The organism is Pseudomonas silesiensis, assembly GCF_001661075.1.
Lineage (GTDB): Bacteria > Pseudomonadota > Gammaproteobacteria > Pseudomonadales > Pseudomonadaceae > Aquipseudomonas > Aquipseudomonas silesiensis.
The window spans coordinates 4,449,065-4,463,416 of the sequence record NZ_CP014870.1; the positions used below are offsets into that span (position 1 = coordinate 4,449,065).

At 58.0% G+C, this 14,352-nt stretch carries 14 protein-coding genes; 10 read left to right on the forward strand and 4 right to left on the reverse strand.

All coding sequences use genetic code 11. The annotated features are described in order from the left end of the window. Positions 1-5: 5 nt before the first annotated feature. The 7 genes from nuoI to PMA3_RS19735 all read left to right on the forward strand — a co-directional run bounded on the left by nuoI (position 6) and on the right by PMA3_RS19735 (position 6,794). A complete protein-coding gene (gene nuoI / locus PMA3_RS19705; protein ID WP_198044941.1) occupies positions 6-551 on the forward strand; it encodes an NADH-quinone oxidoreductase subunit NuoI in 546 nt (181 codons plus the stop codon). Between the two features lie 9 nt (positions 552-560). After that, positions 561-1,064 (forward strand): NADH-quinone oxidoreductase subunit J, encoded by a 504-nt coding sequence (nuoJ, locus tag PMA3_RS19710; RefSeq protein WP_007905076.1) that lies wholly within the window; start codon positions 561-563, stop codon positions 1,062-1,064. 2 nt (positions 1,065-1,066) lie between these two features. Continuing rightward, positions 1,067-1,375 carry an NADH-quinone oxidoreductase subunit NuoK gene (gene nuoK / locus PMA3_RS19715; RefSeq protein WP_010458852.1) on the forward strand — a complete coding sequence of 103 codons (309 nt, stop codon included), beginning with the start codon at positions 1,067-1,069 and terminating at the stop codon, positions 1,373-1,375. Continuing rightward, complete coding sequence (gene nuoL / locus PMA3_RS19720) at positions 1,372-3,225, forward strand: NADH-quinone oxidoreductase subunit L (RefSeq protein WP_064678748.1); 1,854 nt, start codon at positions 1,372-1,374, stop codon at positions 3,223-3,225. The genes nuoK and nuoL overlap by 4 nt, the downstream gene beginning before the upstream one ends. Positions 3,226-3,265: 40 nt before the next feature. Beyond that, entirely contained in the window at positions 3,266-4,798 is a 1,533-nt protein-coding gene (gene nuoM / locus PMA3_RS19725; RefSeq protein ID WP_064678749.1) for an NADH-quinone oxidoreductase subunit M, read from the forward strand. Positions 4,799-4,805: 7 nt separating this feature from the next. After that, positions 4,806-6,269, forward strand: a complete 1,464-nt coding sequence (nuoN, locus tag PMA3_RS19730; RefSeq protein ID WP_064678750.1) for an NADH-quinone oxidoreductase subunit NuoN — start codon at positions 4,806-4,808, stop codon at positions 6,267-6,269. Positions 6,270-6,479: 210 nt separating this feature from the next. Beyond that, a complete protein-coding gene (locus tag PMA3_RS19735; RefSeq protein ID WP_064678751.1) occupies positions 6,480-6,794 on the forward strand; it encodes a helix-turn-helix domain-containing protein in 315 nt (104 codons plus the stop codon). A gap of 245 nt (positions 6,795-7,039) precedes the next feature. Here PMA3_RS19735 and PMA3_RS19740 read toward each other — a convergent pair whose 3' ends face one another. The 3 genes from PMA3_RS19740 to PMA3_RS19750 all read right to left on the reverse strand — a co-directional run bounded on the left by PMA3_RS19740 (position 7,040) and on the right by PMA3_RS19750 (position 9,865). Beyond that, positions 7,040-7,834, reverse strand: coding sequence for a hypothetical protein (locus PMA3_RS19740; RefSeq protein WP_237140656.1), 795 nt, complete (start codon positions 7,832-7,834; stop codon positions 7,040-7,042). A gap of 229 nt (positions 7,835-8,063) precedes the next feature. Continuing rightward, positions 8,064-8,453: a hypothetical protein gene (locus PMA3_RS19745; RefSeq protein WP_064678752.1), complete on the reverse strand. Its 390-nt coding sequence runs from the start codon at positions 8,451-8,453 to the stop codon at positions 8,064-8,066. Next, positions 8,450-9,865 carry a PAAR domain-containing protein gene (locus PMA3_RS19750; RefSeq protein ID WP_082930384.1) on the reverse strand — a complete coding sequence of 472 codons (1,416 nt, stop codon included), beginning with the start codon at positions 9,863-9,865 and terminating at the stop codon, positions 8,450-8,452. The genes PMA3_RS19745 and PMA3_RS19750 overlap by 4 nt, the downstream gene beginning before the upstream one ends. 674 nt (positions 9,866-10,539) lie before the next feature. Between PMA3_RS19750 and PMA3_RS19760 the strand changes: the two genes are divergently transcribed. The 3 genes from PMA3_RS19760 to PMA3_RS19770 all read left to right on the forward strand — a co-directional run bounded on the left by PMA3_RS19760 (position 10,540) and on the right by PMA3_RS19770 (position 12,264). Beyond that, positions 10,540-10,902 carry a DUF6124 family protein gene (locus PMA3_RS19760; RefSeq protein WP_064678755.1) on the forward strand — a complete coding sequence of 121 codons (363 nt, stop codon included), beginning with the start codon at positions 10,540-10,542 and terminating at the stop codon, positions 10,900-10,902. Positions 10,903-11,197: 295 nt separating this feature from the next. Further along, entirely contained in the window at positions 11,198-11,767 is a 570-nt protein-coding gene (parS, locus tag PMA3_RS19765) for a type II RES/Xre toxin-antitoxin system antitoxin (protein ID WP_064678756.1), read from the forward strand. Next, a complete protein-coding gene (locus PMA3_RS19770) occupies positions 11,767-12,264 on the forward strand; it encodes an RES family NAD+ phosphorylase (protein ID WP_064678757.1) in 498 nt (165 codons plus the stop codon). The genes parS and PMA3_RS19770 overlap by 1 nt, the downstream gene beginning before the upstream one ends. Before the next feature lie 303 nt (positions 12,265-12,567). On the opposite strand, the gene PMA3_RS19775 is transcribed toward PMA3_RS19770, so the two are convergent. Continuing rightward, entirely contained in the window at positions 12,568-14,310 is a 1,743-nt protein-coding gene (locus tag PMA3_RS19775) for an ABC transporter substrate-binding protein (protein ID WP_064678758.1), read from the reverse strand. Positions 14,311-14,352: the final 42 nt, after the last annotated feature.

Below are 14,352 nucleotides of genomic sequence, written 5' to 3' on the forward strand. Positions count from 1 at the left end.
GAATCATGAAGTACATTTTTGACATCGTGCATGGCTTCTTCACCCAGCTTCGCAGCCTGGTGATGATCTTCGGCCATGCCTTCCGCAAGCGCGACACGCTGCAGTACCCGGAAGAAGCCGTGTACCTGCCGCCGCGCTTCCGTGGCCGCATCGTGCTGACCCGCGACCCCGACGGCGAAGAGCGTTGTGTAGCCTGCAACCTGTGCGCCGTGGCGTGCCCGGTCGGCTGCATCTCGCTGCAGAAAGCTGAAACCGATGACGGGCGCTGGTACCCGGAGTTTTTCCGTATCAACTTCTCGCGCTGCATTTTCTGCGGCCTCTGCGAGGAAGCCTGCCCGACCACCGCGATCCAGCTGACACCGGATTTCGAGATGGCCGAGTTCAAACGTCAGGACCTGGTGTACGAGAAAGAAGATCTGCTGATCTCCGGCCCCGGCAAAAACCCTGATTACAACTTCTATCGTGTTGCAGGTATGGCGATTGCCGGTAAGCCAAAAGGCTCCGCGCAGAATGAAGCCCAGCCGATCAACGTGAAGAGCTTGCTGCCTTAAGGAAGAAAGATGGAATTCGCTTTCTATTTCGCATCGGGTATCGCTGTGGTGTCCACGCTTCGCGTGATCACCAACACCAACCCCGTGCACGCCCTGCTCTACCTGATCATTTCGCTGATTGCCGTGGCGATGACGTTTTTCGCCCTCGGCGCACCGTTTGCCGGTGTGCTGGAAGTGATCGCCTACGCTGGCGCCATCATGGTGCTGTTCGTGTTCGTGGTGATGATGCTGAACCTGGGGCCCGCCTCGGTTCAGCAGGAGCGCGTCTGGCTCAAGCCCGGTATCTGGCTCGGCCCGGTCGCCCTCGGCACCCTGCTGCTGGTTGAACTGCTGTACGTGCTGTTCAGCGACGCCAGCGGCCAGGCCATCGGCCACACCACCGTAGACGCCAAGGCCGTGGGCATCAGCCTGTTCGGTCCTTATCTGCTGGTGGTCGAACTCGCCTCGATGCTGCTGCTTGCCGCAGCCGTCACGGCGTTCCACCTGGGCCGCAACGAAGCCAAGGAGCAATGACGATGCCTGCTATCCCTCTGGAGCATGGTCTGGCGGTCGCCGGCATCCTGTTCTGCCTCGGTCTGGTCGGCCTGATGGTCCGGCGCAACATTCTTTTCGTGCTGATGAGCCTGGAGATCATGATGAATGCCTCCGCTTTGGCGTTCATCGTTGCCGGTAGCCGCTGGGGTCAGCCGGATGGACAGATCATGTTCATCCTGGTGATCAGCCTGGCAGCCGCCGAGGCCAGTATCGGCCTGGCGATTCTGTTGCAGCTGTATCGCCGCTTCCACACTCTCGATATCGACGCTGCCAGCGAGATGCGCGGATGAATCTTCTCTATCTGACTTTCGTATTCCCTCTCATAGGTTTCCTGCTGCTGTCGTTCTCCCGTGGACGCATCTCGGAAAACCTTGCGGCGCTGATCGGCGTCGGTTCCATTGGCCTGTCTGCCATCGTCACTGCCTATGTGATCTGGCAGTTCAACGTCGCCCCGCCTGAAGGCGGTCACTACACCCAGGTGTTGTGGCAGTGGATGGCGGTGGAAGGCTTTACGCCGAACTTCGCGCTGTACCTGGATGGCCTGTCCCTGACCATGCTCGGCGTGGTGGTCGGCGTCGGCTTCCTGATCCACCTGTTCGCGTCCTGGTACATGCGCGGTGAAGCCGGTTACTCGCGCTTCTTCGCCTACACCAACCTGTTTATCGCCAGCATGCTGTTCCTGGTGCTGGGCGATAATCTGTTGTTCCTGTACTTCGGCTGGGAAGGCGTGGGCCTGTGCTCGTACCTGTTGATCGGTTTCTACTACAGCAACCGCAACAACGGTAACGCCGCACTCAAAGCCTTCATCGTCACCCGGATCGGCGACGTGTTCATGGCCATCGGCCTGTTCATCCTGTTCGCCCAACTGGGCACGCTGAACATCCAGGAACTGCTGGTGCTGGCACCGCAGAAATTCCAGGCCGGCGACTTCTGGATGGTCATGGCCACCCTGATGCTGCTGGGCGGCGCCGTGGGTAAATCCGCGCAACTGCCGCTGCAAACCTGGCTGGCGGATGCGATGGCCGGTCCTACCCCGGTTTCGGCACTGATCCACGCCGCGACCATGGTGACCGCTGGTGTCTACCTGATCGCCCGTACCCACGGCCTGTTCACCCTGGCGCCGGAGATCCTGCATCTGGTAGGCATCGTCGGTGGCGTGACCCTGGTCCTCGCCGGTTTCGCAGCCCTGGTGCAGACCGACATCAAACGTATCCTCGCCTACTCGACCATGAGCCAGATCGGCTACATGTTCCTGGCCTTGGGCGTTGGTGCATGGGATGGTGCGATCTTCCACCTGATGACCCACGCCTTCTTCAAGGCGCTGCTGTTCCTTGCCTCCGGTGCGGTGATCGTGGCCTGCCACCACGAGCAGAACATCTTCAAGATGGGCGGCCTGTGGAAGAAACTGCCATTGGCCTACGCCAGCTTCATCGTCGGCGGCGCGGCCCTCGCGGCCTTGCCACTGGTGACCGCGGGCTTCTACTCCAAGGACGAAATCCTCTGGGAAGCGTTCGCCAGCGGCAACCAGGGGCTGCTGTACGCAGGTCTGGTCGGTGCGTTCATGACCTCGCTGTACACCTTCCGCCTGATCTTCATCGCGTTCCACGGTGAAGCGAAGACCGAAGCACACGCCGGTCACGGCATCGCTCACTGGCTGCCTCTGTCGGTGCTGATCGTATTGTCCACCGCCATCGGCGCGATGATCGTTCCGCCACTGCACGGCGTGCTGCCGCAAAGCGTCGGCCATGCCGGTGGCGACGCCAAGCACAGCCTGGAAATCGCTTCGGGCGCCATTGCCCTGGCCGGTATCCTGCTGGCCGCGCTGCTGTTCCTCGGCAAGCGGCGTTTCGTCACGGCAATCGCCAACAGCGGCATCGGCCGCTTCCTTTCGGCCTGGTGGTTCGCTGCCTGGGGCTTCGACTGGATCTACGACAAACTGTTCGTCAAGCCATACCTTGCGATCAGCCACGTACTGCGCAAAGACCCGCTCGACCAGACCATCGGTCTGATCCCGCGTATGGCCAAAGGCGGTCACACAGCCCTGAGCCGTACCGAAACCGGTCAACTGCGTTGGTACGCGGCATCGATGGCAGCCGGCTCCGTGCTGGTCATCGGCGCCATCGTGCTGGTAGCGGTCTGAATATGAACCTTGCGAACTTGCGAAAGGAATTGAGCCCGTCATGATTCTGCCTTGGCTAATCCTGATCCCCTTCATCGGCGGCCTGCTGTGCTGGATGGGTGAGCGCTTCGGCGCCACCCTCCCACGCTGGATTGCGCTGATCACCATGTCCCTGTTGCTCGCTCTCGGCCTCTGGCTGTGGGCCAACGGTGACTATTCATTTGCCCCGGCGCCTGGCGCCGACCCGACCTGGGTGCGTGAGTTCAAGCACATCTGGATCGAGCGCTTCGGCATCAGCGTGCACCTGGCCCTCGACGGCCTGTCGCTGTTGATGATCATGCTGACCGGTCTGCTGGGCGTACTCTCGGTACTCTGCTCGTGGAAAGAGATTCAACGTCACGTTGGCTTCTTCCACCTGAACCTGATGTGGATCCTGGGCGGTGTCGTCGGCGTGTTCCTCGCCCTCGACCTGTTCATGTTCTTCTTCTTCTGGGAAATGATGCTGGTGCCGATGTACTTCCTCATCGCGCTCTGGGGTCACAGTTCTTCGGACGGCAAGAAAACCCGGATCTACGCGGCGACCAAGTTCTTCATCTTCACCCAGGCGTCCGGCCTGATCATGTTGGTGGCGATCCTCGGTCTGGTTCTGGTCAACTTCAACGACACCGGCGTGATTACCTTCAACTACGCCGACCTGTTGAAAACCAAGATGTCGCTCACCACCGAGTACATCCTGATGCTCGGCTTCTTCATCGCCTTCGCGGTGAAACTGCCGGTGGTGCCGTTCCACTCCTGGTTGCCTGACGCCCACGCCCAGGCGCCGACCGCGGGTTCCGTCGACCTGGCCGGTATCTTGTTGAAGACAGCGGCCTACGGTCTGCTGCGTTTCGCCCTGCCGCTGTTCCCGAATGCTTCGGCCGAGTTTGCGCCGATCGCCATGACCCTCGGTCTGATCGGGATCTTCTACGGTGCGTTCCTGGCCTTCGCCCAAACCGACATCAAGCGTCTGATCGCCTTCTCGTCCGTTTCCCACATGGGCTTCGTCCTGATCGGCATCTACTCCGGCAGCCAACTGGCGCTGCAGGGCGCGGTGATGCAGATGCTGGCCCACGGTCTGTCGGCCGCGGCACTCTTTATCCTGTCCGGTCAGCTGTACGAGCGCACCCACACCCGCGACATGCGTGAGATGGGTGGCCTGTGGTCGAAGATCGCTTACCTGCCGGCCCTCAGCCTGTTCTTCGCAGCCGCGTCCCTGGGCTTGCCGGGTACCGGTAACTTCGTCGGTGAGTTCCTGATCCTGCTCGGCACCTTCCCCGCTGCGCCTTGGATCACCATCATCGCGACGTCGGGCCTGGTGTTCGGTTCGGTCTACTCGCTGATCATGATCCACCGTGCGTACTTCGGCCCGGCCAAATCGGACGCGGTACTGCATGGCATGGACGGTCGCGAAATGATCATGGTGGTCGGGCTTGCGGCGCTGCTGATCTACATCGGCGTGTACCCGCAACCGTTCCTCGATACCTCTGCCGCGACGATGCATGGCGTGCAGCAATGGCTCGGTACCGCCTTCACTCAACTCGCTTCGGCCCGGTAAGAGCGCTATGGAATTCACGACTCAACACTTTATCGCGCTTGCGCCGTTGTTGATCACCAGCGCCACGATCATCGTGGTGATGCTGGCGATTGCCTGGCGCCGCAACCACTCGCAGACCTTCCTGATTTCCGTGGCGGGCCTGAACCTGGCGTTGCTGTCGATCCTGCCAGCCTTGAAAGTCGCGCCCCTGGCTGTGACTCCACTGCTGCAGATCGATAGCTTCGCCTGCCTGTACATGGCGCTGATCCTGGTCGCCACCCTCGCCTGTGTCACCCTCGCCCACGCCTACCTCGGCGATGGCGGTTCGGGTTACCCGGGCAACCGTGAAGAACTGTACCTGCTGATCCTGATGGCCGCCGCCGGTGGCCTGGTCCTGGTCAGCGCGCAGCACCTGGCCGGGTTGTTCATCGGTCTGGAACTGTTGTCGGTGCCGGTCTACGGTCTGGTGGCGTATGCCTTCTTCAACAAGCGTTCGCTGGAAGCCGGCATCAAGTACATGGTGCTGTCGGCCGCCGGTTCCGCGTTCCTGTTGTTCGGCATGGCCCTGCTGTATGCCGACTCCGGCAGCCTGAGCTTCAACGGCATCGGCCAGGCCCTGGCGGCCACCGGCCTGCCAAGCTCGCTGGCGCAACTGGGCCTGGGCATGATGCTGATCGGCCTGGCGTTCAAGCTGTCGCTGGTGCCCTTCCACCTCTGGACCCCGGACGTCTACGAAGGTGCTCCGGCACCGGTGGCCGCGTTCCTGGCCACCGCGTCGAAAGTCGCGGTGTTCGCGGTGATGGTGCGTCTGTTCCAGATCTCGCCGGCGGCAAGCAGCGGCGTGCTGAGCGACGTGCTGACCATCATCGCCATTGCGTCGATCCTGTTCGGTAACCTGCTGGCACTGACCCAGAGCAACCTCAAGCGCCTGCTGGGTTACTCGTCCATCGCCCACTTCGGTTACCTGCTGATCGCCCTGGTGGCGAGCAAGGGTCTGGCCGTGGAAGCCATCGGCGTGTACCTGGTCACCTACGTGATCACCAGCCTCGGCGCGTTCGGCGTAATCACCCTGATGTCCTCGCCGTACAACGGCCGTGACGCGGACGCCCTGTACGAATACCGCGGCCTGTTCTGGCGCCGTCCGTACCTGACCGCCGTGATGACCGTGATGATGCTGTCCCTGGCCGGCATCCCGCTGACCGCGGGCTTCATTGGCAAGTTCTACATCATCGCCACCGGCGTCGAGTCCCACCAATGGTGGCTGGTCGGCTCCCTGGTACTGGGCAGCGCCATCGGCGTGTTCTACTACCTGCGTGTGATGGTCACCCTGTACCTGATGGAACCGAACCTGCGTCGTCACGATGCGCAACTGCATTGGGAACAACGTGCGGGCGGCGTGATGCTGCTGGCTATCGCGGCGCTGGCGTTCTTCCTTGGGTTGTATCCACAGCCGTTGCTGAACCTGGTTCAGCAGGCGGGGTTGGCGGGTTGATCGTTTAGGCGGTACTCGGTAGTAAATAGAAACGGCACCTTCGGGTGCCGTTTTTGCGTTTGTGGGATTTGTTACTGCTGCCCTGCCCTCCTTCTGCAATCCCCGTAAGCTCTCGCCGAATTGTCCGTTTCGTCCTACAGCCAGAATCAAGCGCTTGGTACTACCTTGGAGACCAAACGCTGGATAGAGAAATCAACACGAGAATCCACAATGAAACGTGACATTTTTTCCGAGCTGATGGAAGGCCTCGAAGCCTTGGCCGACGAGCGCCAAGGCAAGATCACGCTGCGGACCCACAAGGTTCAGCTGCCAAAACTGGTACCCATCACTGCCGAGGAAGTGGTAGCCATCCGCCAACAACTCAACCTTTCCCGGTCGGTGTTCGCCATGTATCTGCGCACCAACACCCGAACCCTCGAAAACTGGGAACAGGGACGGGCAACGCCAAATGCCCAAGCCACGACACTGATCCGCCTGGTTGAACGCTTTCCACAAACCATCGAGCAGCTCGCCGCCCTGACCTGAGCGGTAGAGGCTGTACCACACGCACATGACGAAATTGTAATGACCCCATCACCTTGGCGTTATCCGCAGATTGCAACAATGTCCCCCGGGGACGATGACGGAGTTTCGGCTGGGGTTTCCTGCGATTGAGAGTGCGATGCACTGAGGTTTCAGGCGGGGGATCTCTGTCGTGAGGGATGGCCTCTTCGCGAGCCCGCTCCATCCGGCAGGAGACTAAAAATTGACTAGGGCTATTTTTGTTCCTTCTAGCCAATTATTCCGAAGAGATTTCCGCAGAGGAATAACACGCAAAAGCCAACGACTGAATAGGCGAGCATCCGATTGGGAATATTGACTAGTCGTCGCAGAGATAAGGGAAAGCGAGCGATGTCATCCATTGCATATGGATCACTTTTCGACAAAAAATCATCGTCCAACAAAAGCATGGTCGAAATGTGGGACAAGCGACAGTAGCGGCCATACAAGCTGCTCCCCATCACTCGACGGTTGCGGGCAACGAAGTAGGAGTTGTTCAGAAGAGACTCAAGCTCATCCAGTTTGAAAAAACTGATGTATACCCGTACGAGCACAGCCAGCAGACCCAAGACAAAACACGTTATCAATATGGCAATGCAGAGCATTTTCAAGTCGTTTGCCGGTTTGGATACGGTCGTACATAGCCACTCGAAACTGAACCACAGCGTGAGCAAAGCTGCGCCAGCTAGAGCGATCCGCATGATGCATCCCGGTATCTTCACCCATTTTTTCAGGTGCTCCGGAAAGATTTCGGCCTCCATGAATGCATAGGGATCCAGCATTTGAAAAAGAGTGAAACGGCCCGTTAATGCTCCTATCAGCCTTACCCTATTGACTCGCCCCAATGGCCCATTTCCTACTATTTTTCGATTGATGCTCACAAGATGCGAAGCAATAAAATGATCTTCCATTTGTTCTAGTCGAAAACAGGCTGTAAACAGCACGATTACCTCGCTGAGGAACATGAGTAGAAGCACGACTACCCATGAAGTAAGGAACACAAAATCAGGATGGGATGTGATCAAAGGCAATCCTTAATAAATACTTAAACACTGGCTTACCCCCACGCTTGATTTACATGGCTCACAAACTTGTATTCGCAGTTAATCCAATGTGCGAGTTACTCGCGAAGCCCGACTGGCCGCATTCACCTGGTTGGAATACCCAGGTATCTGCCCCGGCGCACCAGCCTTGTCCCAGTGGTGCACCAGGCTTCGACTGGAAATGCCGGGGGGCGAGTCGGCGCGCATCGAGTCACCTACAATTCAACAGCATGACTGCAATCGCCATCCAAGATAGAGAAACAAGCAAGATCACTACATAAACTGTTAGAAGACGTTTTAGGTGAAGCGGAAAGTTTTCGATATCCATATAGGCCACCTCACCATAACGGATATACGCCTTTGGCCACACCACCATCGCGGCAATTTTATTGATCAGTACGAAGCCTCCAAACCAGCTTTGCCTCCGCCACGCCGTCCCCCAAATATACATGTAGCGACTGTTTTTCATGGCTTCCATCATGGCATCAAGATGACGGCGGCTCAGATAAAGATTGAATACAATGCTTACACAGGCCAGCAGGATTGGGCCGCCAGTAACGATGATTGCAACCCAAGGAGACCAGGAATCGATACTGGTCATGGCCGTTTAACTTCGAAAATTTTCTCGCCCGCGAATTCTCCCCCCCTACCGCCAAACTCGGCCCCTCCCCACGCGCCAACCCCGACCAAAGCCGCAGTACATACAACACCTCCAATGGCCGTGGTAGCGGCAAGCGCTAGGCAAATAGAACCACCAACCAGAGGAGCGCCCGCCCCTCCCGCTATCCCACCAAAAGTTGACCCAACAAATTTTCCCCCTTCAGTAAATCTGATCCTCTCGCAAGCAGTTCCTGAGTCGCCAACACAAACCTCCTGAATGGCCAATAGAGAAGAAACTCCACCAATGCCAATGCCGATGTAACCACCGGTGCTCATATACTTCGCTGCCCGACTGATCGTATTCACATGAGTCGCATAACCCGGTATCTGCCCCGGCGCCCCAGCCTTGTCCCAGTGGTGCACCAGGCTGCGACTGGAAATGCCGAGCGCCGTTTTCAACTTGGGGTGATCGCCCAAGGTCGTCTGGCCACGCAGGCGAGTGGAGTTGAGCAGGTGGGCATTCAGCTGCGCAAGCAAGCGTTGGCGTTCGGCGAAGAACGGTGGCGATCGCAGGTGGCCATGCTGGCGATAATTGTCCTGATGCAGGCGCTCGATGTCTTGAAGGACGTCTCGCAGGCTGGCGAGGTGTTTTTCCATTACCACCGCGCTAACGCCAAGCCAAGTCGAGATTGGGCCCGTATAACTGGCGATTTCAGCCGCGTGGCGAAACATGAAATCGGCTTCCTCCGGTGTCAGGGGATCGAGGTCAGCCTTGACCTGTTGAGCAGTCTGCATCAGCAGCGCTTCCTGATAGGTGCAGGAGGTGTTATCAGGATCGCTCAGCACGATCAGCGAACCTGCTTTGATGTCGCCTGACCGGGGGTTGAGCGCCTGAAACTTGCTCATCACGGCCGGGTCGCGCGCGGGGAATAGCGTCGCTTCCAATGCTTCGCGGGTCATGCTTTTGGGCACGACATAGAAGCCTGGTTCCTGGGGCTCTGCGCTGTTGAATACCGTTGGTGCTGGAGGGCTTGAAGGGACGAAACCAGATTGACGCGGCGCTACCGAATGCCGTGCCGCCACAGGAGAGTTCGGTTGAGCGGCGCGATGTGTGGCATTCCGCGCGGGGCGTGCTTCATTCTGATAGGTTGCCGTGAATACCGAAGGGATCAGTTGTGCTTTACAGGGACAATTGCTGTAGCTGTCCAGCGTGCCAGCCACGTGCTTGCCATGACTGATTATGTGCGAAACGCCACCGACGATTCGATAAGTCTCGCCGTCCTCTCCACAGGTGACTCGATCGCCTTCGCGAGCATGAGCCAGGCCATACATCATGACTCTGGTATCGCCATCCAGGACTTTGCCACCGCAGGTGGTCTTGTCATTCAAGCCAATGAAATAACCTTCATTCATTGATGTACTTCTCCATTTTCATGCGACTTAGCCCACGGTGTTTTCGACCGTAGATTGAGAATATTGGGCGACGACGAATAAGACGGTGGAACGCGTGCTGAAAGCAATCCAATGGCATAGTCAAATGAACGAATAGGAATTTTCGTAATAACAAACAACCAATTTCCTACAGCGGAAGTTTCAAAATGTAACTTTTCTTTAAAATGTAAGCGCGGTGTCTGTGTTGTTTCTTTCACGAGCGAGCGCAGCCCGATGGATAGACTAAACAACGACATCTTCCTGGACTGTGTGAAAACCCTACTGACCTGAGCGGCGCTCAAAGAAATTTAAACACTCATGTTTAATCGCTTCGAAAATTACTTCGTGAAAAGCCACAACACCTTGCGGCGTTACCTACAGGTAAGACAGAATCCGCCGGCTTGTGCGTCTTGGGTATGGGTTCTATCGTTTGCCGGTCACTGAAAAACAGTGATCGGGTTTGGTAGACCCGTAGCATCGACGCATAGCGTCACCCTTTACTGTCCAGTGTTTGGGCGGTGTTTTTATGGTGGCCATGCGCAGGGCTCCTTCGGGGGCGCCGGTTACGATGCCCGGTCTACCAACCTTCGTATGGTCACCGCCTTCGTTTGGTAGCGAGGATGTGATTCCTTTTAAATAGCATCGGAGTTCCATCTATGTTCAAGGTCACACCCAATCCGCCGGACAGCGATCCGGCATCCCCGTACGAAACCCTCGAATCAAAAGAACCTCACGACACCGCCGAGCGCACCCTCGACTATCACCTAAAGCCGGACGTCCCCATCATGGAAAACCCGCGCACTCCCGGAACCATGTTCATCGTCAACCCGGAACTCGATACCGGAACCCTGCTGGCCCATGCTTGCGAGTCGCTGGCCTCGGCCAATGTCATGACGATGGATTTGGCGGACCACACGGATGGGCCCAGGCGCAATACCCTATTGGGCATCGCGCAAGTCATCATGCTGGGTGAGCTGGCGGTAAACCGGGCGCTGGATCGGCTTGACCCCATTGAATAGTCCCGGCCGCAATGGCTTCGACTGACTATCGGTCGCAGCGCACCATTGGCGGACTAGTCCGTGCCAAGGGCTGGAGAGCTTTGTGGTCCGGGATGGCCTCTTCGCTGGCAAGCCAGCTCCTACAGGGATCTGTGGTGTTCGCACCCATGGTGACGACGCAAAACTGTGTTCAGTATTTGTTGTAGCACTTCATTGGCAAGCATTGGGGTTCTCAATGCTGGCCAATGAAGAGCTAGGTGCTCTCTGCCATTTGGCATTATAGTAAATGCCAAAAGTCTTAGCGCCGGAGGCTACCATGAGTGCCAAGAAGAAAATCGAACCAACCGATGGGGCCCACACAAAAGTTGATCGGGTCGGTACAGCTAAATCGCGCAACGCTGAAGCGGCCTTGGCGCTTTTGAAAAACAACCAGCCTGCGGTGGCATTGACTGATACACCTCGCGCCACACACATGGTTGCGATATTGCTCCACGGCGACGTGAGTGATGATCGTATGGAGATTTACAGGGCCGTAAGAAACGGTTTCCCGCTTCAGTCGGTGATTGACATGATTGAACACAGTGACGTTTACAAACGGTATGGCGTGCTGTCGAGGATCGTGGGCGCATCTGATCGCACGCTGGCCCGACGGTTGAAATCCCCGGAAGAAGTCTTGACCTCCGAGCAAAGCACGCGCGCACTCTATTATGCTGAGGTGTTGGAGAAGGCCACCGATGTGTTGGGCTCGCGTGAGCTGGCCGAGCAATGGATGGTCAAACCTGCTCGCGGCCTGGATGGTGAGATGCCCATTGATTTGATATCCAACTCGGTGGGTTATGAGCTGGTGACTGACTTTCTGACGCGCATCGAGTACGGGGTCTATTGATGGCTAAAGACCCTTTGAGCAGCGAGATTCACTTCTGGCGCCTTGACGCTGCTGAGTATGCCCCCACCTGGCATTTGGGTGTGGGAGCAGAAAAGGTGGGTGGACGCTGGAACCCTAAAGGCATGGCCACGGTTTATGCCAGCCTGGATGCCTCTACGGCCATTCTTGAGGTGGCCGTACACAAGGATTTCGATGCGTTGGATTGCAAGCCCCATCGCCTGACGCAGGCCCGAGTGCTGGACCCGTCGAGGATTTATGTGGTGCAGCCCGACGGTATTGCAAACCCTCATTGGTTGGTGCCCGGCACGCCTAGCCGCAGCCAGCAGCAGTTCGGTGCTGACCTGCTGAACCAGCACCCCTTTGTATTGGTGCCTTCCAGCGTGTCGCCGCATAGCTGGAATTTGCTGATGAACCCGCAAATGGCTAATGGCTTGTACGAGCTGGTGCTGCAAGAGCCTTTCGGCCTGGATGGTCGGCTTAATAAGCCTCAAGCCTGAAGAGCATAGTTTCCTCAAGTACCCAACCCACAGTCGATCAAAACTTGTGGGAGCGGGCTTGCCCGCGATGGCGGTGGAGCAGGCGCAGGTGGTCTGTCGTCATCGTGAGTGTTTCAGGCTGGAGAGCTTTGTTTCCGGGATGGCCACTTCGCTGGCAAGCCAGCTCCCACAGGGATCTGTGGTGTTAGCACCCAGTGTGACAGACGCAAAACCTGTAGGAGCCGGCTTGCTGGCGCAAGCGGTGGCACAGGCACAAACAAAAACGGCACCTTCCGGTGCCGTTCGTATTTCAAGGTCCAGCCGTTACTTACGCGCCGCCTCCCACGATTTCAACAGCTCGGTATAACTCACGGTTTCACCTTTAGGCTTCTCGTTCGCCAGTTTCGGCTTCGGAGCGCCTGGCTGATCGAACCAATACTGCGCATCCCGCTCAGGATTCATTTTCGGTGCACAGGTCGCTTGCGCCTTGGAGCGTTCCAGTCGGGTCAGGATCGCGTCCTGATCCTTGGCCAGGCCGTCCAGCGCCTGTTGCGGGGTCTTCTCGCCGCTGGCGGCTTCGGCGATGTGGCTCCACCACAGTTGCGCCAGGCGCGGATAGTCGGGCACGTTGGTCCCGGTCGGGGTCCACTGCACCCGGGCCGGGCTGCGGTAGAACTCGACCAGGCCGCCGAGTTTCGGTGCCAGGTCGGTCATGGCTTGGGAGTTGATGTCCGATTCGCGGATCGGGGTCAGGCCGACGATGGTTTTCTTCAGGGAGACGGTTTTGGAGGTCACGAACTGCGCGTACAGCCAGGCCGCCAGTCTTTGCTTCTCGGGCGTGGATTTGAGGAAGGTCCAGGAACCGGCGTCCTGATAACCGAGTTTCATGCCCTCTTCCCAATACGGACCTTTCGGCGAGGGCGCCATGCGCCATTTCGGGGTGCCGTCGGTGTTCATCACCGGCAGGCCCGGTTTGGTCATGTCGGCGGTAAACGCGGTGTACCAGAAGATCTGCTGGGCGATGTTGCCTTGGGACGGCACCGGGCCGGACTCGGAGAAGGTCATGCCTGCCGCTTCCGGCGGGGCATACTTCTTGAGCCAGTCGACGTATTTGGTGGTGGCATACACCGCCGCCGGGCCGTTGGTGTCGCCGCCGCGGGTCACGCTGGAGCCGACTGGATGGCAGTCCTCGACGCGGATGCCCCACTCGTCCACCGGCAAGCCGTTGGGGATGCCCTTGTCGCCGGCGCCGGCCATGGAGAACCAGGCATCGGTGAAGCGCCAGCCCAGGGACGGATCTTTCTTGCCGTAGTCCATGTGCCCGTAAATGCGTTTGCCGTCGATTTCCTTGACGTCCTCGCTGAAGAATTTGGCGATGTCTTCATAGGCCGACCAGTTCACCGGTACGCCCAATTCGTAGCCGTACTTTTCCTTGAATTTCGCCTTCAGGTCCGCCCGCTCGAACCAGTCGGCGCGGAACCAGTAGAGGTTGGCGAACTGTTGGTCGGGGAGCTGGTAGATCTTGCCGTCCGGTGCGGTGGTGAAGGAAATGCCGATGAAGTCCTTGATGTCCAGGGTCGGCGAGGTGAAGTTCTTGCCTTCGTTGGCCATCAGGTCGGTGATCGATTCGGTCTTGCCGTAGCGAAAGTGCGTGCCGATCAGGTCCGAGTCGTTGACCCAGCCGTCATAGATGTTCTTGTCCGATTGCATCTGGGTCTGCAGCTTTTCCACCACGTCGCCTTCCTGCAGCAGGTCGTGGGTCAGCTTGATCCCGGTGATCTCGGTAAAGGCCTTGGCCAGCACTTTTGATTCATATTCGTGGGTCGCGATGGTTTCCGAGACCACCTTGATGTTCATCCCGCGAAACGGCTCGGCGGCCTTGATGAACCACTTCAACTCCGCGAGCTGCTGCTCTGGCGTGAGGGTGGACGGTTTGAACTCGCTGCCTATCCATTTTTTGGCGGCGTCTTCATAGGCATCGGCCCAGGCCGCAGCGCTCAAACCGCTGAGTGCCAGCATGGCTGCCAATGAAACGCTATGTCGCAGCTTATTGTTTTTGTCGAACATAGAGACCTCCTGTTTAGGTTTCGGAGCAACGTTGCCGATCGA